Here is a 20,485-nt window from a genome sequence, read left to right on the forward strand (position 1 = left end):
AACGAAAGGGCACGCCATGTCCCGCTCCGAAAAAGTCAGCTTCGCAGGTTCCACCGGGGAACTCCTGTCGGGCATCATCGACGTCCCGGAGGGTCCAGTGCGCGGCTGGGGCGTGTTCTCCCACGGCTTCACGCTGGGCAAGGATAGCCCGTCCGCTTCACGGATGTGCAAGGCCCTGGCTGACACAGGCATCGGCATGCTCCGCTTCGACAACCTGGGCCTGGGCGAATCCGCCGGCCACTGGTCGGAGGGTTCCTTCAGCCATAAGGTGGCCGACACCGTCAAGGCTGCCGAATTCATGCGGGAAGAGGGCAAGGCCATCTCGCTGCTGGTAGGCCACTCCTTCGGCGGGGCCGCCGTACTGTCTGCCGCCCGCCAGATTCCAGAGCTCGACGCCGTTGCAACAGTAGGCGCCCCCTTCTCACCCAAGCACGTGGCGCACGTCTTCGACGCTGCCCTGGATAAGATCCTCAGCGAGGGCAGTGCCGAAGTGGACCTCGGTGGGAAGCGCGTGGAGATCCGCAAGCACTTTGTGGAGGACCTGGAAAACGCCGACCTCACGGACTGCATCCGCCAGTTGCACAAGCCGCTGATGGTGCTCCACTCCCCCACGGACAACACGGTGGGCATCGAGAATGCCAGCTCCATTTTCCAAACCGCCCGCCACCCCCGGAACTTCGTCTCCCTCGAGGGCAGCGACCACCTGCTCACCGGCAAGGGTCAGGCAGCGCGGGCGGCGAGGATTATTTCTGCCTGGGCCGACCAGTACCTGGACGCCGGGAAGTAGCGCCCGGCCTGTCCTTGGCACGCCCCACCACGGGCACCTTGCCGGGTTGCACGTGGCGCGAGCCCCACCCGGCTTTCTCGTGCTCCGAGGGAACGCTCCGCAGGTCCACGTCGCGGATGGCGGACCAGCTGGCGCATACGAGGTAGACCTGACTGACCAGGTTGAACCAGATCAGCAGGCCGATAATGATGGCAAACGGCGCCAGGATGGGATTGCGGCCGGCACCGGCCAGCAGTTCGGTGCTGAAGACCTGCAGCGCGGCCGTCCCGACTCCGGCCAGGATAGTGCCCTCCAGTAGTGCCCGCTTGGACAGCTTGAGTCCTCCGGCAAGGCGGAACATGATCACCGCGGTAACCCAGTTCAGTGTCAGCGGAACGCCGATCTTGATCACCGTAGTGAGCGGCCCCGCCACGGCGTCTTCCAACTGCAGGAAATCCGTGACCCAACCTGCCGCGGTCCCAAACACAAGCGAAGCTCCGGCGCTGATGACCAAGGCGACACCCAAGAGGAGGAGGGTCCCGGCGTCGCGCAGTTTGAGGACAATGGGGTTGACCTTCAGGGGCGGGAGCTGCAATACGCCGCGGAGTCCGTCCCGCAGGGCAGCGATCCAGCCCAGCGACGTCACCACCGTGACCACTGCCGCAATCACCGCGGTCCAGCCAAGGCCGTCGGGGTTCAACAGGTCCCGGGGATCCACAAGGCCTTCCCCGCCGTCCACTTTAAGCAGTCCCGGAGCACTCTGGGCCACGCTGGCGATAATCGTGTCCAGGAGGGCCGGCTGGCCCCGCAGCACCAGCCCGGCGATCGAAAAGCCAGTGGCCAACAGGCCGGTGATGGAGAAGAACATCCGGAAGCCGATGCCGGCGCTCATCAGCGGGCCGTGCTGGAGGTTGTAGTGCTGCCAGGCGCGCATTGGCCGGAAAGCGTTAAGCCGCGCCAGAAGCCACTGGAACATAGCCACAGCACTGGCCACCGGGCCGCCGTCGGACCTCTTGGCTTTGCCCCATTCCATCCGTTTCTGGATGACGGCAAGCCTCAGGCGCGAGCGTTCAGTGGGAAGAGGCGGGTCCCCCGGAGTTGGCGGCTGCGTCCGCGGCCCAGGCCCCGGCGTCGTTGTCAGTTTCGGTCCCAAAGTCCAGCTCTTCCCGTAGCTGCCAGATGCCGTCAGCATCGTGCTCGTAAAGTCCCATGCTAACCACAGGGAACGTCGCCCTATAGTCCTTCAGGACCGTTTCAGCTTCGTCGAGGCTTTCGGGAGCGACGTCGTGGGCGATCGTCACGTGGGGATGGTACGAGAACGGCAGGTCACGCTGGAGCGGTCCGGTCTGGAGTTTCTCGTGCAGCTCCACGCAGGACTCGAATCCGTCCTCCACGTTGATGTACACCACCGGGGACACAGGCCGGAAAGTGCCGGTGCCCGCTATGGTCACCATGAACGGTTCCTGCCTCCGCGCCACCTCGCGGACGTGCTCCCGCGTAGCCTCCCAGTCCTGGGTGGGCGTGGTGGTGATCAGTGTGATGTGGGCAGGGATCACCGCCGCCATGGGATCACCGAACGAAGCGCGCCACCGTTGAAGTTCTTTCGCGATGGCAGGGGGGAATCCCAGAATGACGCCTACGCTCATTCCTTCACTGACATTGCTTGAGACCGACATCGGGTTAGCGGACTCCCGGTGCGCCGCCATAGGGAAGGAATCCCACCTTGGCATAGACGTCGCTGAGGGTAACGGACGCGATCTCCCGGGCCTTGTCCGCGCCATGGGCCAGGAGCCGGTCCAGCTCGGCAGGGTCCGACAGGAGCTCGTTGGCGCGGTCCCGGATGGGGGTCAGGTGGCCCACGACTGCTTCCGCCAGGTCCACTTTGAGGTGTCCATACATCTTTCCCTGGTAGCTCTCCACCAGCTGCTCCACGCTCTGGCCGGTCACCCCGGAGAAGATGGTGAGCAGGTTGGAGACGCCAGGCTTGGTTTCGCGGTCGAAGCGGATCTCCGTTTCCGTGTCCGTGACCGCGGATTTGATGCGCTTGGCCGTGATCTTGGGCTCGTCGAGGAGGTTGATCAGGCCGGCCGGCGATTCGGCCGATTTGGACATCTTCGCCGTGGGGTTCTGCAGGTCGTAAATTTTCGCGGACTCCTTCTGGATGAAGGGCTGCGGCACCGTGAACGTTTCCCCGAAGCGCGAGTTGAAGCGTGTGGCGAGGTCACGGCTCAGCTCCACATGCTGGCGCTGGTCCTCCCCTACCGGGACGCCCTCCGGCTGGTACAGGAGGATGTCGGCCGCTTGCAGGATGGGGTAGGTAAAGAGGCCAACACTGGCGAAATCAGTGCCCTGTTTCTGCGCCTTGTCCTTGAACTGGGTCATCCGGGACGCTTCACCGAAGCCGGTAATGCAGTTCAGGACCCACGCGAGCTGTGCGTGTTCCGGCACCTGTGACTGGACGAACAGGGTGCACTTGTGGACGTCCACGCCGCCGGCGATGTATTGGGCCGCAGTGATCCGCGTACGCCGTGCAAGCTCCGCGGGATCCTGGGGGACGGTGATCGCATGCAGGTCCGGGATGAAGAAGACGGCGTCGTATTCGTCCTGCATCCGGACCCAGTTAACGAGGGCGCCGAGATAATTGCCGAGGTGCAGCGAATCTGCCGACGGCTGCATGCCGGACAGGATGCGGTGCCGCACACCGGTGGCGGGCAGGTCAGCTTGCGCGTGGGCGGTCACGGCGTCAGCTGCCGGCGACGCGGCGGGGCCGGTGACTGTTGAAGAGGTGGTCATTCGTTGTGGCCTTAAATCTAGAGCCGGTAGTCCACTACCAGCGGTGCATGGTCAGAGAAACGGGTGTCCCATGACGGCGCCCTGTCAACGACTGCGGAGAATGCGGCTGCAGCCAGTTCCGGGGTGGCCAGGTGGTAGTCGATCCGCCAGCCAGTGTCATTGTCAAAGGCCTGACCCCGCTGCGACCACCACGTGTAAGGGCCGTCCACACTGCCGGCCAGGCCCCGGTGGACATCCTTCCAGCCGATGTCCTCGCCGAAGAACCGGTCAAAGTACGCGCGTTCCTCAGGCAGGAAGCCGGCCTTTTTCACATTGCCCTTCCAGTTACGGATGTCCAGTTCCGTATGGCCGACGTTCAGGTCACCCACCACCAGGGCGTGGTCGCTGTGCTTGGTCAGTTCCGGCAGGCGCGTGCTCATGGCGTCCAGGAAACGGTACTTGTCCGCCTGCTTGGGGGTTCCGGCTTCACCGGAGTGCACGTAGGCACTGGCAACGGTCAGCTGCACCGGTTCCCCGGCAGTATCGGTCAGCCTGAAATCTGCTTCCACCCACCGGCCGGCGGTGGCGAAGTAGTCGTCCCCGATGCCGTTGCGGGTCTCCAGCGGCTCTTCGCGGGAGGCGATTGCGACGCCGGCCCGGCCCTTGGCTTCGGCTTCAGCGTGCAGGATGTGCCAGCCATCGCCGAGGAGCTCCCGAACGATCGCGTCAGGGGCCCGGACTTCCTGGAGGCAAAGGATGTCCACCTCGCGGGGCTCCAGCCACGCCGCCATGCCATTCCTAAAGGCAGCGCGGAGGCCGTTAACGTTGACTGATGCGATGCGAAGGTGGTCCTTCTTCAATGCCGAGCTCACCCGCTCCACTCTAGTCGATGACCGTTCCGGTGACCGGGTCCTCCGTGCCGCCCGAGGATCGGATCATGTCCCGGGCATTTGTGGCGGTGATTTCGATGGTCTCCAGCGCGCGGCGGATGGTGTCCTGGTCGGCGGCCTCACCCTTGGCGCGCTCCTGCTCCACCACCCGGACCTGAACCTGGACGATCTTGAAGGAGTGGTCAAGCTTGAGGTCGCGGACTTCGTCCGCTTCGGAGCGCTCGTAGACCACGCGGGTGCCGCCATGGTCCGCAGAGGACGACGACGGCGCGCGGCCAGCTGCAGTGTTAAAGGCATTCTGGGCTTCCGTCAGCTTGGCGCCGGCCTTCTTGGCGGCTTTCTGGATGCTGAAGACCACAAAGGCTGCCAATGCGAGCCAGAAGGCGGCGATAATGGCCACAACCCAACCCACGACGTCGTTCTGATTGGCTGCGAAGATGACCGCGACCACAAAGGCGACGACAAAAATCATCATTCCCGGCCCACTGATCCGGAGCATGGAGAAGCCGCCCTTGGCTGGTTTGGACGCAGAGTGAGGGTTACCCAGAGATCGCATTCCTACATTGTCTCAAACGCTGCGGCGGGCTACGGTACCTTCCACCCCCGGCGAACACCACCCCAACTAGGTAGCAGCAGATGTCGTTTTGAGCGCTCATAACGACATCTGCTGCTACCTAGTTGGGAAGGCCTACTTCAGGAACAGCTTGCGGAGGCGGACCGTGGTGAGCAGCATCCCCAGCGCCGTCATCGCTACGTAATAGCCGATATGGATGACGGTGGCCGGAGTGAAGGTTCCGACGCTGATCTGGCGCAGCAGTTCCACCCCATGCCAAAGGGGCATGGCCTGGATGAGCCACTGGATGTACTGGGGGTAGACGCTGAGCGGGTAGAACGTAGCGCTGAACAGGAACATCGGCAGCATGATGAAGTTGATCCAGTCCATCTGCTGAAAGGTCTTCAGGAAACTGGTGATGCCCATCCCCATGCTGGCGAATCCGAAGGCGATCAGCACTGAGGCCGGAATCATCAGGATGGCCCAGGGAGTGGTGATCAGTCCCATCAGGCCCATCACGGCTGTGAACCCGGTGGCATACAACAGGCCGCGCAACAAGGCCAGGAAGATCTCGCCCAAGGCAACGTCCAAGGGCCCCAATGACGTGTAAAGCATGCCTTGGTAGAGCTTTGCGAAGTTCATCTTGAAAAAGACGTTCCAGGTGGAGTCGTACACGGCGCCGTTCATGGCGGAGACGGCCAGCAGTGCCGGTGCGATGTAGGCCGCGTAGCTGATCTCGGTCCCATCGGGTCCCTGCACTGAACCCACAATGGCACCCAGCCCGACACCCATGGAGATCAGGAACAGTACCGGCTCAAAGAACCCGGACAGCATGACCAGCCAGTTGGTGCTCTTAGTGGCCATCAGCCCGCGCGAAATGACGGCTTTGGCGTTGCGTGAATACAGCGGTCCGAAGGTCCTGTTTCGGGCCGCGTCCGCCACGCTGTGGCCGCCGGTGACGATGCTCATTGCCCCAGCCTTTGGACGAACTGGCGTCTGGTAAGGACCCAGCCCACCGCTGCGAGTACCACCAGCACCACGATATGGACCATGGTGAGAACCGGCGGTTCCTCGTACCCGTAGCTGAAGACCCTGCCCAGTTCGGTGCCGTGCCAGATGGGTGAGATCCAGCCAATCCACCGGACGGCCCACGGCAGCGTATCAAGCGGGAAGAACGTTCCGGAGAAGAGGAACAGCGGCATGACGATGAACCGCATCACCAAGGCGAACTGCCCTTTGTCCTCCTTGATGGATGCCGAATACGCCATGAGCGGCAGGCCAAAGGACAGTCCGGCCAGAGTCGCTACGACGATTCCCGCCCAGCCCCAGCCGGAGGGCGAGGCACCGAACAATGCCACGGCGGCGAAGTAGATGGCGGACTGCAGCAGCAGCCTCAGGGTAACGGCGATGATCTGACCGGCGGCGATCTGCTCCGGTGTCAACGGGGAGGCGTGCGGGCCGTAATAAATCCGGCGCCATTTGAACCCGTCCATCACGGGGAAGGTGAACTCGTTGGCAGCGGTCATGACGGCGGCGGACACAAGCAGCGCCGGGGCTATGAACGCCAGGTAGCTGACTCCGCCGAAGGCGGCTGCATCGTCGGCGTCCACCAGGGTGGCAAGCCCCACACCCATCGCAAAAAGGTAGGCCACCGGCTGCCCCACGCTATACATCAGGATGGACCAGCCGTAGCCCTTCATGACCCGGAGGACCTGCTCCGCATAGTAGAAGGCACCCCACCTGCGTGCCCGGGCGGCGGATACCTCGGGCGGATGGGCACGTGGGGCCATGGCGGTCAGGGCAGCATCGTCAGTCAACGAGGCTCCTGCCGGTCAGGCGCAGGAAGACGTCCTCCAGCGAAGACCGCCGCACCAGGGATGTCAGCGGCCGCAGTCCACGGGAAGAAACCTGCTCAAGGGCAGCCTCGCCGTCGTTCGCGTAAATGAGCACCCGGTCCGGAAGCGCTTCGAGGCGTTCGCCGATCCCCTGCAGTTCCCCGCCAATAGTGCCATTGCGCTCCGACCCAAACCGCAGCTCCAGCACCTCGCGGGTGGAGTGCTCCCGGATCAGCTGCGCCGGCGATCCTTCGGCCATGATCCTGCCCTTGTCCACCACGATGAGCCGGTCGCACAGTTGCTCCGCTTCATCCATATAGTGCGTAGTGAGGATCAGGGTCACGCCCTGCTCTTTGAGCCGGAACAGCCGGTCCCACAGGATGTGCCGCGCCTGCGGATCGAGGCCGGTGGTGGGCTCATCCAGCAGGAGGATGCGCGGTTCATTGATGAGGGAGCGGGCGATGGTGAGGCGCCGCTTCATCCCGCCGGACAGGGCATCGACCTTCGATTTTGCTTTGTCGGTGAGCTGGGCGAACTCCAGCAATTCGTCGGCCTTCGGCTTGAGGTAGCTCATGGGCAGACCGAAATAGCGGCCGTAGACCAAGAGGTTGTCCCGGACCCTCAGTTCCTCATCCAAATTGTCCTGCTGAGGCACCACGCCCAAGTGCGCGCGGACCTCCGGCCCGTGGCTGTCCGGGTCCAGTCCCATGATGCTGAGATCGCCGGAGGTGCGTTGCGTGACCGCGCCGATCATCTTCATGGTGGTGGATTTCCCCGCCCCATTCGGTCCAAGCAGGCCGAACGACTCCCCGGCCGGAACGCTGAAGGTAACTCCGTCGACGGCGGCCACGTCGGCGTAGGTCTTGCGCAGGTTTTCCGCGGCGATAACTGTCTGCTGCTTCATCGGAGGGCCAGCGGGGGCGGTGGAGGACACGATGGCTTTATTGTGCACCCTCCGCAGACTAGTGGAGCCCCCCGGAATGTGAAAGAGGACTTGCACTTGGTTCCGGAACGGCCGACGGCGGCACCGCCCTCGTGCCCGGCAATGAGCTATTGCACGCACCGGGACCCCGGCGTAGCGTGATTTCCGCTAGGGGCCGGAACAAAACCATCTATCTGAGGACGCATCATGAAAAGTCACGCGCTGCGGACCGCGGCAGTAGCGGCCGCTATCCTTTCCCTGGCAGGAACCGCCGGCCCTGCCACCGCAAAGGCCGGCGGCTCTCCGGCCATCCCGTTGAACACCGAGCAGGAGGTCACCGGCTCCAACACCGGCGCCAGCGGCTTCTTCACCTACTCCATTGACGGCTCAGAACTCTGCTACACGCTCACCGCTCGCAACCTTTCCGAACCGGCGACCGCCGCGCACATCCACGTGGCACCCCGGAATGTGGCCGGTCCCGTCGTGGTACCGCTGACTGTGGGCAGCGGAACCAGCTGGACCGTCGACACCTGCACCACAGCGGACCCCGCACTCCTGGCAGCCATTGAGGCCAGTCCGCGCAGCTACTACGTCAACGTCCACACACCTACCTTCCCGGGCGGCGAGATCCGCGGGCAACTGAAGTAGGGCTGCGGCTTCCACAACAAAGCCCGACGTCGGCACCTGCGTAAGGTGCCGACGTCGGGCTTTGTTGGTTGCTGTCCTGGCTTGGTGCTAGGCGATCCCCGAGCCGCTTTTCGCTGCCAATTGGCGTTCGGCGGCTTCCACTACGTTGGTCATCAGCAGCGCGACGGTCATCGGGCCAACTCCCCCGGGGTTCGGAGAAATCCAGCCAGCTACCTCGGCAGCGGCGGGATCGATATCGCCGTGGACCTTGCTCTTGCCCGTCTCAGGGTCACTTTCACGGGTGACACCGACATCGAGCAGGGCCGCTCCCGGCTTCACGTCCGCAGCCTTGACGATGTGCTTGACACCCGCCGCACCCACAATGACGTCCGCCTGCCGCAGCAGCTCCGAAAGGTTCTCGGTGCCAGTGTGCGTCAGGGTCACGGTGGCGTTGACGGCCCGCCGGGTGAGCAGGAGGCCGATTGAGCGTCCGATGGTAACGCCGCGGCCCACCACCACCACGTGTTTGCCGGCGAGGCTGTAGCCGTTGCGCTCCAGGAGCTCGATGACGCCGCGGGGCGTGCACGGCAGCGGCGAAGTGATCTCGCCATTGACGTTGAGCACAAGCCGGCCGAGGTTGGTCGGGTGCAGGCCGTCGGCATCCTTGGCGGGGTCGATCCGCTCGAGGATGGCGTCGGTGTCCAGGTGCTTGGGCAGCGGCAGCTGCACGATGTAACCGTGGCAGGCGGGATCCGCATTGAGATCATCAATGAGGGCCTCGACCTGCGCCTGGGTGGCATCTGCCGGAAGCTCACGCTGGATCGAGTTCATCCCGATTTCCACAGACTGCTTGTGCTTCATGGACACGTACAGCTGCGAGGCCGGGTCCGCTCCCACGAGCACCGTGGCAATGCCCGGAGTGACGCCGTGGGCCTTGAGGGCCGCGACACGCTCAGTCAGCTCGGATTTGATGGCGGACGCGGCTGCCCTGCCGTCAAGGATCTTCGCGGTCTGCACCATGGACGGGGTTACCACTGCTCGTGCTGCGGGTAGAGCGGGAAGTCGGCGGCGAGCTTGTCCACGCGGGACTGCAGGGCCTCGACGTCGGTAGCCGTGCCGGCCTTCAGTGCGGTCGCGATGATCTCGGCCACCTCAGTGAACTCCTCGGCGCCGAAGCCGCGGGTGGCCAGTGCCGGGGTGCCGATACGCAGGCCGGACGTGACCATCGGCGGGCGGGGGTCGAACGGAACGGCGTTGCGGTTCACGGTGATGCCCACGGAGTGGAGGAGGTCCTCGGCCTGCTGGCCGTCCAGCTGGGAGTTGCGCAGGTCAACGAGGACCAGGTGGACGTCGGTGCCGCCAGTAAGGACCGAGACGCCGGCTTCGGCGACGTCGGCCTGGTTGAGGCGGTCGGCGATGATCTTGGCGCCTTCAAGGACGCGCTCCTGGCGCTCTTTGAATTCCTCGGTGCCGGCGATCTTGAAGGCGACGGCCTTGGCAGCGATGACGTGCATGAGCGGACCGCCCTGCTGGCCCGGGAAGACGTTGGAGTTGAGCTTCTTGGCCCACTCCTGCTTAGCCAGGATCACGCCGGAGCGGGGACCGGCGAGCGTCTTGTGCACGGTGGAAGTGACGACGTCGGAGTAAGGCACCGGGCTCGGGTGCAGGCCTGCGGCAACCAGCCCGGCGAAGTGTGCCATGTCGGTCCAGAGCAGCGCACCCACTTCATCGGCGATGGAGCGGAAGGCAGCGAAGTCCAGGTGGCGCGGGTAGGCGGACCAGCCGGCAATGATGACCTGCGGCTTTTCGGCGATGGCCTGCTCGCGCAGCCTGTCCATGTCCACGCGGAAGTTGTCCTGCTCCACCTGGTAGGCGGCGACGTTGTACAGCTTGCCGGAGAAGTTCAGCTTCATGCCGTGGGTCAGGTGGCCGCCGTGCGCCAGGGACAGGCCCAGGATCTTGTCACCGGGGGTGATCATGGCGGAGAGTGCTGCGGCGTTGGCCTGCGCGCCGGAGTGCGGCTGGACATTGGCGTACTCGGCGCCGAACAGTGCCTTGACGCGGTCGATCGCCAACTGCTCGGCGACGTCCACGTATTCACAACCGCCGTAGTAGCGGCGGCCCGGGTAGCCCTCGGCGTACTTGTTGGTCAGGACGGAGCCCTGGGCTTCCATCACGGCGCGCGGGGCGAAGTTTTCCGACGCGATCATTTCCAGGGTGCCGCGCTGGCGGCCAAGTTCCTGGTCGAGGACTGCGGCGATTTCGGGATCGAGCTCGGCCAGCGACTGGTTGCTGACTGCGGCTGTTGTGGTGGCGGTAGTAGTCACGAAAAACTCCTGGCTAGGGATACGGGCACTGCTAAGGTCAGGCTACCGGCTGGCGCACGCCGCCGCCGCTTGATGACAGGGCGTGAAAGTGCGTGCTGTTTCCCGGCAGGGTTGCAGCACTTGTCCGGCAAGACATGACCCTCGGCCCAGGCGTACGATCCGTGGTCTTCGTGATTGCCGCTCCCTGGTGGTTACCCACCCAACGCCAGTTGCGACTGAACAAGACTACCAAATGCGGCACGTGGGCGCGGGTAGGCTGGTAGGCGTGAGTAATGAGCAGCTGAACCAAGCGTATGTAGTAACCCTGTCCTGCCCGGACCGCCCCGGAATCGTGCACGCCGTGGCCGGTGCCCTTCTGGTGGCAGGCTGCAATATTACGGACTCGCAGCAGTATGGCAGTCCGGCCACCGGAAACTTCTTCATGCGGGTGGAAGTCACGACGACGGCCGCCAAGTCCGAGCTCCAGTCAGTGCTTGAGCCGGTGGTCGAGGCTTTCGGGATGCAGTGGAGCCTCAACGCCGTGGACCAGAAGGTGCGGACCCTGCTGATGGCCAGCACGTCAGCCCACTGCCTCAACGACATCCTCTTCCAGCAGCGTTCCGGCACCCTCCCCATCGACATCCCCGCCATCGTCTCAAACCACCAGGACCTCGCCGGGCTGGCCGAGTTCTACGGCATTCCGTTCCACTACATTCCCGTCACGCCTGACACCAAGGCCCAGGCCGAGGACAAGCTGCGGGCCATCATGGCCGAACACGACATCGAACTGACGGTGCTGGCCCGCTACATGCAGATCCTTTCGGACGACCTTTGTGCCGAACTGACCGGCAAGGCTATCAACATCCACCACTCATTCCTGCCCTCCTTCAAGGGCGCGCGGCCATACCACCAGGCCCATGCCCGCGGTGTGAAGCTGATCGGAGCCACGGCCCACTACGTCACGGCCGCGCTGGACGAGGGGCCGATCATCGAGCAGGAAGTGATTCGGGTGGACCATGCCCGCACACCGGAACAGTTCGTGCAGATGGGCCGGGACGTCGAAGGCCGCACGCTGGCCCAGGCAGTCCAGTGGCATGCTGAGCACCGGGTGCTGCTGGACGGCAACAGGACCGTTGTCTTTAACTAGTGGATTAAACTAGCGGAGCGGAGGCAGCCATGGTGCCTGGCAGGGAGGACCCCGGCAGTGAGCAGCGCCTCGCCGAGTTCTACAACCGCAGTGCCGCGTCCGGTTGGGATCATCCCCTGTCTCCACGGCGCGTGGAGGCACGCGAACGATTCATTGGCCTGCTTAAGTCCGAAGGCCGCCACGACGTCCTCGAAATCGGCACTGGCCCAGGCCAGGACGGCCTGAAATTTGTCCAGGCCGGTATCCGTTACACCGGTGTTGACCTCGCCGAGGAGCACGTCCGTCAGGCCCGCTCCAAGGGCCTGGACGTCTCTGTCGCCAGCGCCCGGCGGCTGCCCTTCGCCGATGGCACCTTTCCTGCTGTCTGGTCCATGAGCACGCTCCTGCACATCCCCGCTGCTGACATCGACGGCGTCCTGCGTGAACTGGTGCGCATCGCGGCACCCAACGCTCCGATCGCCGTCGGCCTCTGGTCCGGTGCTGACGAGGAGGTGCTGAACCCCGAGGACGACCTTGAATCCCGGCGGTTCTTCAGCCGGCGCAGCGACGAAACGGTGCGGAAGGTTTTCGGACGGCACGGAACCATCGAGGACTTTGTCACCTGGCCGGAGGGCACGGGCGAGGAATCCGGACCCGGCGCGGGGAACTGGACGCAGCACTACCAGTTCCTCATCCTCCGCACCCCACCCGCCCCAACTAAGTAGCAGCAGATGTCGTTTTGAGCGCTGAAAACGACATCTGCTGCTACCTAGTTGGGGTGGGGGATGTCCTAGGCTTGGGCCATGGCTCCCCTATACGATTTCGCCGGCGCGTCACCGGCCGTCCACGACTCCGCCTTCATCGCCCCCACCGCATCGATCATTGGCCAGGCCACCCTCGCCGAGGACTCCAGCGCGTTCTACGGTGTCTCCGTCCGGGCGGACACCGCAACCATCAGCGTGGGGGCCGGAAGCAACCTTCAGGACAACGTGGTGCTGCACGCTGACCCGGGATTTCCTTGCAGCGTTGGAGCAGGAGTCAGCGTGGGGCACGCCGCCGTCGTCCATGGCTGCACCGTGGAGGACGACTGCCTGATCGGCATGGGGGCAACCGTGCTCAATGGCGCGGTGATCGGCACCGGCTCGCTCGTGGCGGCCGGCGCCGTCGTGCTGGAAGGCACTGTAGTGCCGCCGCGGTCACTCGTGGCCGGGGTTCCCGCCAAGGTGCGGCGGGAACTCACCGACGAGGAGTTCGACGGCGTGAAGCAAAACGCCGCCCGCTACGTCGAACTGGCACGGGCGCACCGGGAACTGCACGGCTGATCTCCACCCGCCCGTCCCAGGACACGCAATCGGTGTGGGGACGCCCAAAAACGGGTGTCCCCACACCGATTCTGCGTCCTCAGGCTGTTTCTGCGTCCTCAGTCCAGGCTGATCGGCCCCATGGCGTCCAGGAGCTCACCCGGACCCGGGTTCCCCGGAGCCGATGAACCGCCCAAGTGGTTCACCACTCCCCACACGGCGTTCAAGCCGGTGGTCACGGCGCCTTCGGCCCAGCCCGCTGTGAAGGACACATCGTCACCGGCGAGGAAGATCCCGCGCTGGCTTTCGGGCAGCTTGTCCTGCTTGAAATGCGTGAACAGCCGCTGCTGGTAACGGTAGTGCCCGGGCAGGTTTGCTTTGAAGGCACCCATGAAGTTGGGATCGGCCTCCCAGGAAACCGTGATGGGCTGGCCAACGATGTGGCTGGCGATGTCCACTCCCGGGTAGATCTGCTCCAGTGAATGCAGCATCAGTTCAACGCGCTCGTCCGCATCCAGAGCCAGCCATTTCAGCGCGTCATCATTCCAGGTGTAGGACAGCAGGATCACGGCTGGCTTGTCCGGACCGTCATCCAGGAGGTAGGTGGCCCTGTTCAGCCGGTCCGTCAGGGTCATCGACAGCACCTCACGGCCTGTGTCCGGATCCACGTCCTTCCAGAACGGCCGGTCCACCATCACAAACGTCTTGGACGACTGCATGTAATGGGAGCGCTCGATCGCGGTCCACAGCTCGGCGGGGAACAGTGCCTCCTCCGTGTGGATGCGCGTGGAGAGCAGCCAGGACTGGCACGTGGTCACCACAGCCGGGTAGCTGGCCTCCCGGCCCCAGCGCTCCCGGATCCGGAGGCCGCCGTCGGAATCGCGGCTGATCCTGCCCACAGCCCCGCGGGGCGAGCCGGAGTGAAGGGAAGCCAAGGACGTGCCGTCCGGCCAGTGGGCCATGCCCGACGGCGCGTGCTGCCATAGTGCCTCGGGCAGCCGTTGCGCTCCCCCGCTGATGAGCCGGTGCTGGTCATCGGCATCCGTGTAGACCACACGGAGGATTTCCAGGATGGAGTTGGGGAAGTCTGTGTCCCAGCCGCCGGTGCCGAAGCCCACCTGGCCAAAGGCTTCACGGTGCGCAAAACCGGCTTCCTTGAAGGACTCGCTCCCGGCGATGAAGCCATAGAAGGTCTGCTCGTCCATGAGCGGCAGCAGCTCGTTCCACAGGTCCTTGATCCGGCCGGTGTCCCGCGCCCGGATGGCTTCCTGCATTTCAACGAACTTGGCGCCGTCGTTTACCGCGGCCTTCCAGGCATCCGCCACCTCGCGGAAGAACGGCGGCAGGTCCTGGGCGGTCTCGGCGTAGTGCTTCTGGCCGGCCAGTTCGATGACCGTGCTCGAGGTGACGGGCGCCAGCGGGTTGGGGAAGTCCTGGGTTTCCAGCCCCAGCAGGTCCACGTAGTGGTAAAACGCCTTGCCGGACACGGGGAACCGCATCCCTCCGAGGTCGGCCACCACGCTCGGGGCGGACGGGAAGCTGGCTGTGCGCAGGCGCCCGCCGATCCTGTCCGCTTCGTAGACAACAGGGCGCAACCCCAGCTTCATGAGCTCGTAGGCAGTGACGAGGCCCGAGAGCCCCGCGCCCACAACTGCCACTTCGGTGCCATGGAGCTCCGGCGGAACCGCGCCGAGGCCTGCGGGGTGGGCGAGATAGTGGTCGTAGCTGAACGGAAAATCCGGGTTCAGCATGGTGATAGGGCCGGCCTGGGTGCTGGACGGGTCAGAGGCCGGGAGTTCGGTGGCGACGGTCATGAAAGCTCTGCCTTCTTAGGTTCGGGGGTGGACAGCGTTGAAGATTCCGGGCGGCTTCGCTCACGGTATTCCTCCTGGCTCAGCGCCGCCACTCTGGAGTTCCGGCGGCCGTAACCGAAGTAGGCCGCCACGCCCACCAGCATCCAGATTCCAAAGGTCACCCAGGTGTCGGCTCCGAGGTTGGCCATGAGGTAGGCGCACATCAGGGCGCCGAGGATCGGGGTCAGCGGGAACAGCGGGACGCGGAAGGTGCGCTCCAGTTCGGGCCGGGTGCGTCGCAGGTAGATCACGGCAACGTTGACCAGGGCAAAGGCAAACAGTGTTCCGATGCTGGTGGCGTCGGCGAGGGCACCGAGCGGGACCAGCCCGGCGGTGAGGGCGACGGCGATGCCCACCAGGAGCGTGCCGGCCGCGGGGGTGCCGGTCCGGCGGGAGACGCGGCCGAACACCTTCGGGATGAGGCCGTCGCGTGACATGGAGAGCAGGATGCGTGTCTGGCCGTAGAGGACGGTCAGGACGATGCTGGCGATAGCCAGGACGGCACCCACCGCAAAGACCAGTGCGATCCAGGGCTGGCCGGTTGTTTCCTCCAGGATTTTCACCAGGGCCGCCTCGGTGCCGTCGAACCATCCCCACGGCCGGGCGCCGATAGCTGCGACGGCCACGAGGACGTAGATGGTGGTGACGATGACCATGGAGAGCATGATGGCGCGGGGCAGGTCCCGCTTCGGGTTCCGGGCCTCCTCGCCGGCGGTGGACGCGGCGTCGAAGCCGATGTAGGAGAAGAACACACGGGACGCGGCGGCTGAGACTCCTGCGGCACCCATCGGCAGGAGCGGTTCGAAGTTGCCCGCATTGAAGGCGGTGAAGGCCACGGCGCAGAAGAAGAGGAGGATACCCACCTTGACCACCACGATGGACGTGTTGATCCAGGCGCTTTCCTTTGCGCCGCGAACCAGCAGGATGGTTGCCAGCACCACGATGACCATGGCAGGGATGTTGACCAGGCCGCCGTCGCCCGGGGGCTGGGAAACGGCGTCGGGCAGGACCTGCCCGAACACGGCCAGGGTCTCGTTCACGTACTGGCCTGCCCCGACCGCCACGGCCGCGACCGAGACGGCGTACTCAAGGACCAGGCACCAGCCGCAGATCCATGCCATGCCCTCGCCCATGGTGGCGTAGGTGTAGGAGTAGCTGGAGCCGGCCACGGGGACCATGCCGGCCATTTCTGCGTATGAGACGGCGGAGAGGAGTGCGGCGAACCCGGCAATGGCGAACGAGATCCAGATCGCAGGCCCAGCCAGTGGAACGGATTCGCCCAGGATCACCAGGATGCCGGTTCCCAGGGTTGCGCCGACACTGATCATGGTCAGCTGCAGGACCCCGAAACTGCGGACCAGTTTCGGTCCGCCCTGGCCACTTTCGGCTTCACTGACCATTTGGCCGATCGGTTTCCGGCGCAGCAGTTGCGCGCCCAGCCCGGGACGGCCGGCTGCGCGGCCCGTGGCCTGTCCGGAGAGTGTTGGCACAGTCATCGTTGACGTCCGTTCGTGAGTAGTTGGTGGGTTTCCCTCACCCAGCGTAGGGGTGTGAGCCGCATCTCAGGGATGTGCAAAGTGACCTATAGTTTTCAATCATGAGACGTAATGCACCAAACCAAAGAAGCGGTGGATACTGTGGCCAGGGGTCCGTTCGTGCAGCCTGAGGCGGCGGAACGCCTGGATGCCGTAACGCTGGGAGAGTTTCTGGCCGCACTCCCGGCGGACCTCGCGGTCCTTCACGATGCCGGCAATGGCGGTGCGCCTTTGCGCTGGGTGGAGCCCAGCGAACTGGAGGATCCCACGCCATATTTGCTGGATGGGGAGTTCGTCCTGACGGCGGGGCGGCCGTTCCTTGACGACGGCGGAACGAAGGAGAGTGCGGAAGCCTACGTCCGGCGGCTGGTCGCCGCGGGAGTCGCAGCCCTGGGGTTCGGGCTGGAGCCGTATTTCGACGCCGTCCCGGAGCGGGTGCGCTCAGCGTGCCAAAAGCACCAGCTCACCCTGGTGCAGATCCCCAGCAGCGTACCCTTCGCTGCCATCGGCCTGGAATTCTCCCAGCTCCTGGAATCCGGAAATGCACGGGTCTTCCGTCAACTGGCTGACACCAACCGGCAACTGATGCGGGCCGTGCTCTCTGCCAGGCCCGAGCATGAACTCCTTGCTGCACTGGCCCAACGGGTCCCGGTGTGGGCCCAGCTTTTCGGGGCCGATGGCCGGGTGCGGGCCCGGGCGGCAGCAACCGGGACCGGCGGGACCAGCCCTGCGGCCGCCGTCGAACATTCTGCACTGCAACCATTGCTGAAGCGCCTGCTGGCCGGCACGGGCCCGCGGGTAGAGACGGATTCGTTTCCGGCAGACGGTCCGGCCCTCGTCTTCGGCCATCCCCTCCGGAGCACCAAGGACGCCACCCTCGGAGCCCTCATCCTGGGGACGGACAAGCCACTGACACCGGCGCAGAACAGCGTGGTCTCCTCGGTGGTGGGGCTGCTGGAACTACTCGTGCGCCAGCGGACCAGCGGATCGCTCGCTCCCAGCCAGCTGGCAACAGCCCTGCTGCTGCATCCGGAAAGCCTGACCGCCGGTTCAGCCCGGCAGCTGAACGTACTGCGGGACCTCCTGGCGCAGAGCGTTTCGGGAACCAGGTCCGGAGCTGTCCGCGTGATCCAGGGCGTGCGGGCGGACGGCTCAGCGCCGGCTTCGGCGGATGGCCCTGTCAGGGAGCTGCTGCAATGGCGAAGGCTGTTCGACACGAAGATGGTGGAGCTGACGGACTACGGATTTGCCGCCGTGACCCGGTTCAAAGTGGACGACGCCCTGATGCATGAGGTGGAGGGACTGGGCTGGCGCCTGGTAGTGGGCGATCCTACGGACATGGCGGGCCTTCCGGCTGCCTACCAGCGTGCCGCGTCAGTGCGGCCCCGCGTCAAGGCCAGCGGAGAAAGCGTGCGCGTGGATGAGGTGACGTGGTCAGTCACGGGACTGTTGGGCCGCAGCGCCGGCAGCATGCTCGCCGCACGGCTGCTGGAACCGGTTCTGGCACAGGAGCCTGACCGCCGCAGCTCCCAGCTCAATGTCCTGAAGTCATGGCTGGGTGAAAACGGCAACTGGGATGCCACAGCCAAGGTCCTCGGCTTGCACCGGAACAGTGTGCGGCGCCAGATCAACGCCCTGGCCGAGCTGCTGGCCATGGACCTTAGCTCCGCCCAGGTGCGGGCTGAACTCTGGATTGCCCTTCAGTACGTTGACGCACTCGAGGCCGGGACGCCTCAAACACCCCAGGACCGGTAGAGCTCCGGTCGGCGTTCACGGAGGTAGGGCACCACGTTGCGGGCTTTCCGTGCGGCGTCCGGATCCACTTCGGCATACAGGAGACCGGCCTCAGGTCCCGCCGTGGCCAGCAGCGATCCGTCCGGCCCGGCGATGACGCTGCCGCCGAGGAAGTCGCAGCCTTCCTCGGTTCCGGAATGGTTGGCATAGGCGATGGTCAGCTGGCTTTCGAGCGCTCGGGCCCGCAACAGGACCTGCGGAACCGTGTCGAAGCCGTGCGCCAGTGCGGTAGGCACCAGGAGCAGCTCTGCCCCACCCAGCGCGGCAGCCCTGACCGTTTCCGGAAATTCCACGTCGTAACAGATCACCATGGAGGTCTGGAAGCCGTTGAAATCCACGACGGCGGGACCCGCCTCCGCCGGGCTGAACGCCGTGCGCTCGTCCTCACCAAAGAGGTGCACCTTGGCGTAGCTGAGCAGCTCAGACCCTGCGGCGTCCAGCAGTGTGGAGGTGATGTGCCAGCTGCCCTCGTCCGTAACTGACGGCAGGCTGTACACCAGGGCAATTCCGTGCCGCCGCGCGATGCCGCTCAGCACTTCCTTGATTGCGGGAAGCCTCGCGGGGTCCAGCTCCGCACGAACCCGCAGCGGCGCGTAGCCCACGGGAAACAGTTCGGGGGTCACCAGCACGGCTGCGCCGGCCGTGGCGGCCTCCGCCGCGGCCGCATCCAGGGCGGCGCAATTTGCCTCAATGTCGAGTACGCGGGCGTTTGCCTGCATCAGGGCCAGCAGCACCTTTACCACCTCACAAGATCGGGACGGCCACATGAAGGAGTGCGTCCGCTTTTTCCAGCCTAGCCATCGGCCGCAGTGCCCTTTGGGGCCAATTGCACCGGTGGGGGCCTTCGGACGGGCGGATCGTCCCGTACTTGCGGCCCCGCCGGCGGACCGCTTGCGTTAACTTCTTGACTACAACAGTCACCATAGGGCAATCTTCTTTGCATGTCCGCAACACCGCGCTCGACGAGGAGCAACCCCAAAAACCCAGGATCCCAATCCGCCCTGAGGCAGTTGAACCAACAGCGGATCATCGAGACCCTGATGGGCGGACCCGCCACCCAGGCCGAGCTCGCCAGGCAGACAGGCCTGTCCACGGCCACCGTCTCAAACATCGTCAAAATCATGCAGGATTCGGGGCTGGCATCGACCGAGCCCATCACCAGTTCCGGGCGCCGGGCGCTGAATGTCAGATTGAACAGCAACGGTGCCGTCGCCGTCGGAATCGACTTCGGCCGCCGGCACCTCAGGGTGGTCCTGGCATCGCTCAGCTACCACGTCATCGCGGAGGAATCCGTGATGCTGCCACTCGGCCACCAGGCCGAGGAAGGCATCCAAGCGGCGGTGGTCCTCCTTGAAAAACTGATGCGGGAAAGCGGAGTGGACCGGAGCGCAATCGTGGGTGCCGGCGTCGGAATTCCCGGGCCGATCGACCGCCGGACCGGAACCGTGGCGCAGGGTGCCATCCTCCCCGAATGGGTGGGAATCAACATTCTCCAGCACCTCGAGGACACCCTGAAATTCCCCGTGTATGTTGACAACGACGCCAATCTCGGCGCCTGGTCTGAAGTGACCTGGGGGCCTCACACGGGGGTCGAAAACCTGATGTTCCTGAAGATCGGATCGGGCATCGGTGCGGGCCTGATCCTCAACGGCGCGCCCTATTACGGCAACGTCGGAATCACTGGTGAAATCGGCCATGCCACCATCCATGAGCAGGGCCTCGTGTGCCGGTGCGGGAACCGCGGATGCCTCGAAACCATCGCATCCACCACCACCATGATCGAGCTCCTCAGCCGCCGCGAGGACAGGCCCCTGACGCCGGCGGACATCGTCAGTAAGGCCCTCGCCAAGGATCCGGCAACGCTCCGCGTCGTGGACGATGCCGGCCTGGCAGTGGGGCGGGCGCTAGGCAACGTGGCCAACCTCATCAACCCGGAAGTGATCGTGGTGGGCGGGCCGCTGGCCGGCCTTGGCAGCCTCCTCCTGGACCCCATCAGGCGGGGCCTGGTGCGCCATGCCGTGCCCGTCATCGGCGAGACAACCACACTCACCATGTCATCCCTCGGGGACCGCGCCGAAGCTCTCGGGGCGGCCGCGCTGGTCTTCCAGTACGCCGGGATCCGGCGTTCCCAGACCGACTAGATATGGGGAGGTTGCGTTCAAGACTTGACGACAACGGCTGTGATCCAGTTTACTTTTTCATCAG

The 20,485-nt window shown here is 64.9% G+C and carries 20 protein-coding genes and 1 riboswitch; of the genes, 7 read left to right on the top strand and 13 right to left on the bottom strand.

Features of this window, described 5'->3' with window-relative positions; translation table 11 throughout:
- Positions 1-16: 16 nt before the first annotated feature.
- The gene (locus tag V9L18_RS08130; RefSeq protein WP_337346680.1) at positions 17-787 is read left to right on the top strand and encodes an alpha/beta hydrolase family protein; all 771 of its coding nucleotides are present in this window, start codon (positions 17-19) and stop codon (positions 785-787) included.
- Here V9L18_RS08130 and V9L18_RS08135 read toward each other — a convergent pair.
- The 8 genes from V9L18_RS08135 to V9L18_RS08170 form a co-directional block, all read right to left on the bottom strand.
- The gene (locus V9L18_RS08135) at positions 744-1,799 is read right to left on the bottom strand and encodes a YihY/virulence factor BrkB family protein (RefSeq protein WP_337346681.1); all 1,056 of its coding nucleotides are present in this window, start codon (positions 1,797-1,799) and stop codon (positions 744-746) included. The genes V9L18_RS08130 and V9L18_RS08135 overlap by 44 nt on opposite strands.
- Before the next feature lie 37 nt (positions 1,800-1,836).
- Positions 1,837-2,442, bottom strand: coding sequence for a 2'-5' RNA ligase family protein (locus V9L18_RS08140; RefSeq protein ID WP_337346682.1), 606 nt, complete (start codon positions 2,440-2,442; stop codon positions 1,837-1,839).
- A gap of 4 nt (positions 2,443-2,446) precedes the next feature.
- Entirely contained in the window at positions 2,447-3,559 is a 1,113-nt protein-coding gene (gene trpS, locus V9L18_RS08145; protein WP_337346683.1) for a tryptophan--tRNA ligase, read from the bottom strand.
- A gap of 17 nt (positions 3,560-3,576) precedes the next feature.
- Complete coding sequence (locus tag V9L18_RS08150) at positions 3,577-4,410, bottom strand: exodeoxyribonuclease III (RefSeq protein WP_337346684.1); 834 nt, start codon at positions 4,408-4,410, stop codon at positions 3,577-3,579.
- Positions 4,411-4,420: 10 nt separating this feature from the next.
- Entirely contained in the window at positions 4,421-4,984 is a 564-nt protein-coding gene (locus V9L18_RS08155; protein ID WP_337346685.1) for a hypothetical protein, read from the bottom strand.
- 132 nt (positions 4,985-5,116) lie between these two features.
- The gene (locus tag V9L18_RS08160) at positions 5,117-5,950 is read right to left on the bottom strand and encodes an ABC transporter permease (RefSeq protein WP_337346686.1); all 834 of its coding nucleotides are present in this window, start codon (positions 5,948-5,950) and stop codon (positions 5,117-5,119) included.
- Positions 5,947-6,771: an ABC transporter permease gene (locus V9L18_RS08165; RefSeq protein WP_337346752.1), complete on the bottom strand. Its 825-nt coding sequence runs from the start codon at positions 6,769-6,771 to the stop codon at positions 5,947-5,949. The genes V9L18_RS08160 and V9L18_RS08165 overlap by 4 nt, the downstream gene beginning before the upstream one ends.
- Positions 6,772-6,790: 19 nt before the next feature.
- A complete protein-coding gene (locus V9L18_RS08170) occupies positions 6,791-7,720 on the bottom strand; it encodes an ABC transporter ATP-binding protein (RefSeq protein WP_337346753.1) in 930 nt (309 codons plus the stop codon).
- 225 nt (positions 7,721-7,945) lie between these two features.
- Here V9L18_RS08170 and V9L18_RS08175 point away from each other — a divergent pair, with 225 nt between their 5' ends.
- Positions 7,946-8,386 (top strand): CHRD domain-containing protein, encoded by a 441-nt coding sequence (locus V9L18_RS08175; protein ID WP_337346687.1) that lies wholly within the window; start codon positions 7,946-7,948, stop codon positions 8,384-8,386.
- A gap of 87 nt (positions 8,387-8,473) precedes the next feature.
- Here V9L18_RS08175 and V9L18_RS08180 read toward each other — a convergent pair whose 3' ends face one another.
- Complete coding sequence (locus V9L18_RS08180; protein ID WP_337346688.1) at positions 8,474-9,385, bottom strand: bifunctional methylenetetrahydrofolate dehydrogenase/methenyltetrahydrofolate cyclohydrolase; 912 nt, start codon at positions 9,383-9,385, stop codon at positions 8,474-8,476.
- Between the two features lie 8 nt (positions 9,386-9,393).
- Positions 9,394-10,692, bottom strand: coding sequence for a serine hydroxymethyltransferase (glyA, locus tag V9L18_RS08185; RefSeq protein ID WP_337346689.1), 1,299 nt, complete (start codon positions 10,690-10,692; stop codon positions 9,394-9,396).
- 137 nt (positions 10,693-10,829) lie between these two features.
- A riboswitch (ZMP/ZTP riboswitch) is annotated at positions 10,830-10,915 on the bottom strand.
- A 9-nt stretch (positions 10,916-10,924) separates the two neighbouring features.
- Between glyA and purU the strand changes: the two genes are divergently transcribed.
- From purU to V9L18_RS08200, 3 genes are all read left to right on the top strand, one after another.
- A complete protein-coding gene (gene purU, locus V9L18_RS08190) occupies positions 10,925-11,818 on the top strand; it encodes a formyltetrahydrofolate deformylase (RefSeq protein WP_443197936.1) in 894 nt (297 codons plus the stop codon).
- A gap of 29 nt (positions 11,819-11,847) precedes the next feature.
- Positions 11,848-12,522 carry a class I SAM-dependent methyltransferase gene (locus V9L18_RS08195; RefSeq protein WP_337346691.1) on the top strand — a complete coding sequence of 225 codons (675 nt, stop codon included), beginning with the start codon at positions 11,848-11,850 and terminating at the stop codon, positions 12,520-12,522.
- Positions 12,523-12,600: 78 nt separating this feature from the next.
- On the top strand, positions 12,601-13,119 hold the full coding sequence (locus tag V9L18_RS08200; protein WP_337346692.1) for a gamma carbonic anhydrase family protein: 519 nt from the start codon (positions 12,601-12,603) through the stop codon (positions 13,117-13,119).
- Between the two features lie 98 nt (positions 13,120-13,217).
- Here V9L18_RS08200 and V9L18_RS08205 read toward each other — a convergent pair whose 3' ends face one another.
- Positions 13,218-14,912 carry a flavin monoamine oxidase family protein gene (locus tag V9L18_RS08205; RefSeq protein WP_337346693.1) on the bottom strand — a complete coding sequence of 565 codons (1,695 nt, stop codon included), beginning with the start codon at positions 14,910-14,912 and terminating at the stop codon, positions 13,218-13,220.
- A complete protein-coding gene (locus V9L18_RS08210) occupies positions 14,909-16,447 on the bottom strand; it encodes an amino acid permease (protein ID WP_337346694.1) in 1,539 nt (512 codons plus the stop codon). Before V9L18_RS08210 ends, V9L18_RS08205 begins: the two co-directional genes overlap by 4 nt.
- 111 nt (positions 16,448-16,558) lie before the next feature.
- Between V9L18_RS08210 and V9L18_RS08215 the strand changes: the two genes are divergently transcribed.
- Positions 16,559-18,241, top strand: coding sequence for a PucR family transcriptional regulator (locus V9L18_RS08215; protein WP_337346695.1), 1,683 nt, complete (start codon positions 16,559-16,561; stop codon positions 18,239-18,241).
- On the opposite strand, the gene V9L18_RS08220 is transcribed toward V9L18_RS08215, so the two are convergent.
- Positions 18,220-19,014, bottom strand: a complete 795-nt coding sequence (locus V9L18_RS08220; protein WP_337346696.1) for a nitrilase-related carbon-nitrogen hydrolase — start codon at positions 19,012-19,014, stop codon at positions 18,220-18,222. The genes V9L18_RS08215 and V9L18_RS08220 overlap by 22 nt on opposite strands.
- Before the next feature lie 207 nt (positions 19,015-19,221).
- Here V9L18_RS08220 and V9L18_RS08225 point away from each other — a divergent pair, with 207 nt between their 5' ends.
- On the top strand, positions 19,222-20,421 hold the full coding sequence (locus V9L18_RS08225) for an ROK family transcriptional regulator (protein WP_337346697.1): 1,200 nt from the start codon (positions 19,222-19,224) through the stop codon (positions 20,419-20,421).
- Positions 20,422-20,485 lie beyond the last annotated feature (64 nt).

It is taken from the genome of Pseudarthrobacter sp. CCNWLW217 (assembly GCF_037203985.1).
Classification (GTDB): domain Bacteria; phylum Actinomycetota; class Actinomycetes; order Actinomycetales; family Micrococcaceae; genus Arthrobacter.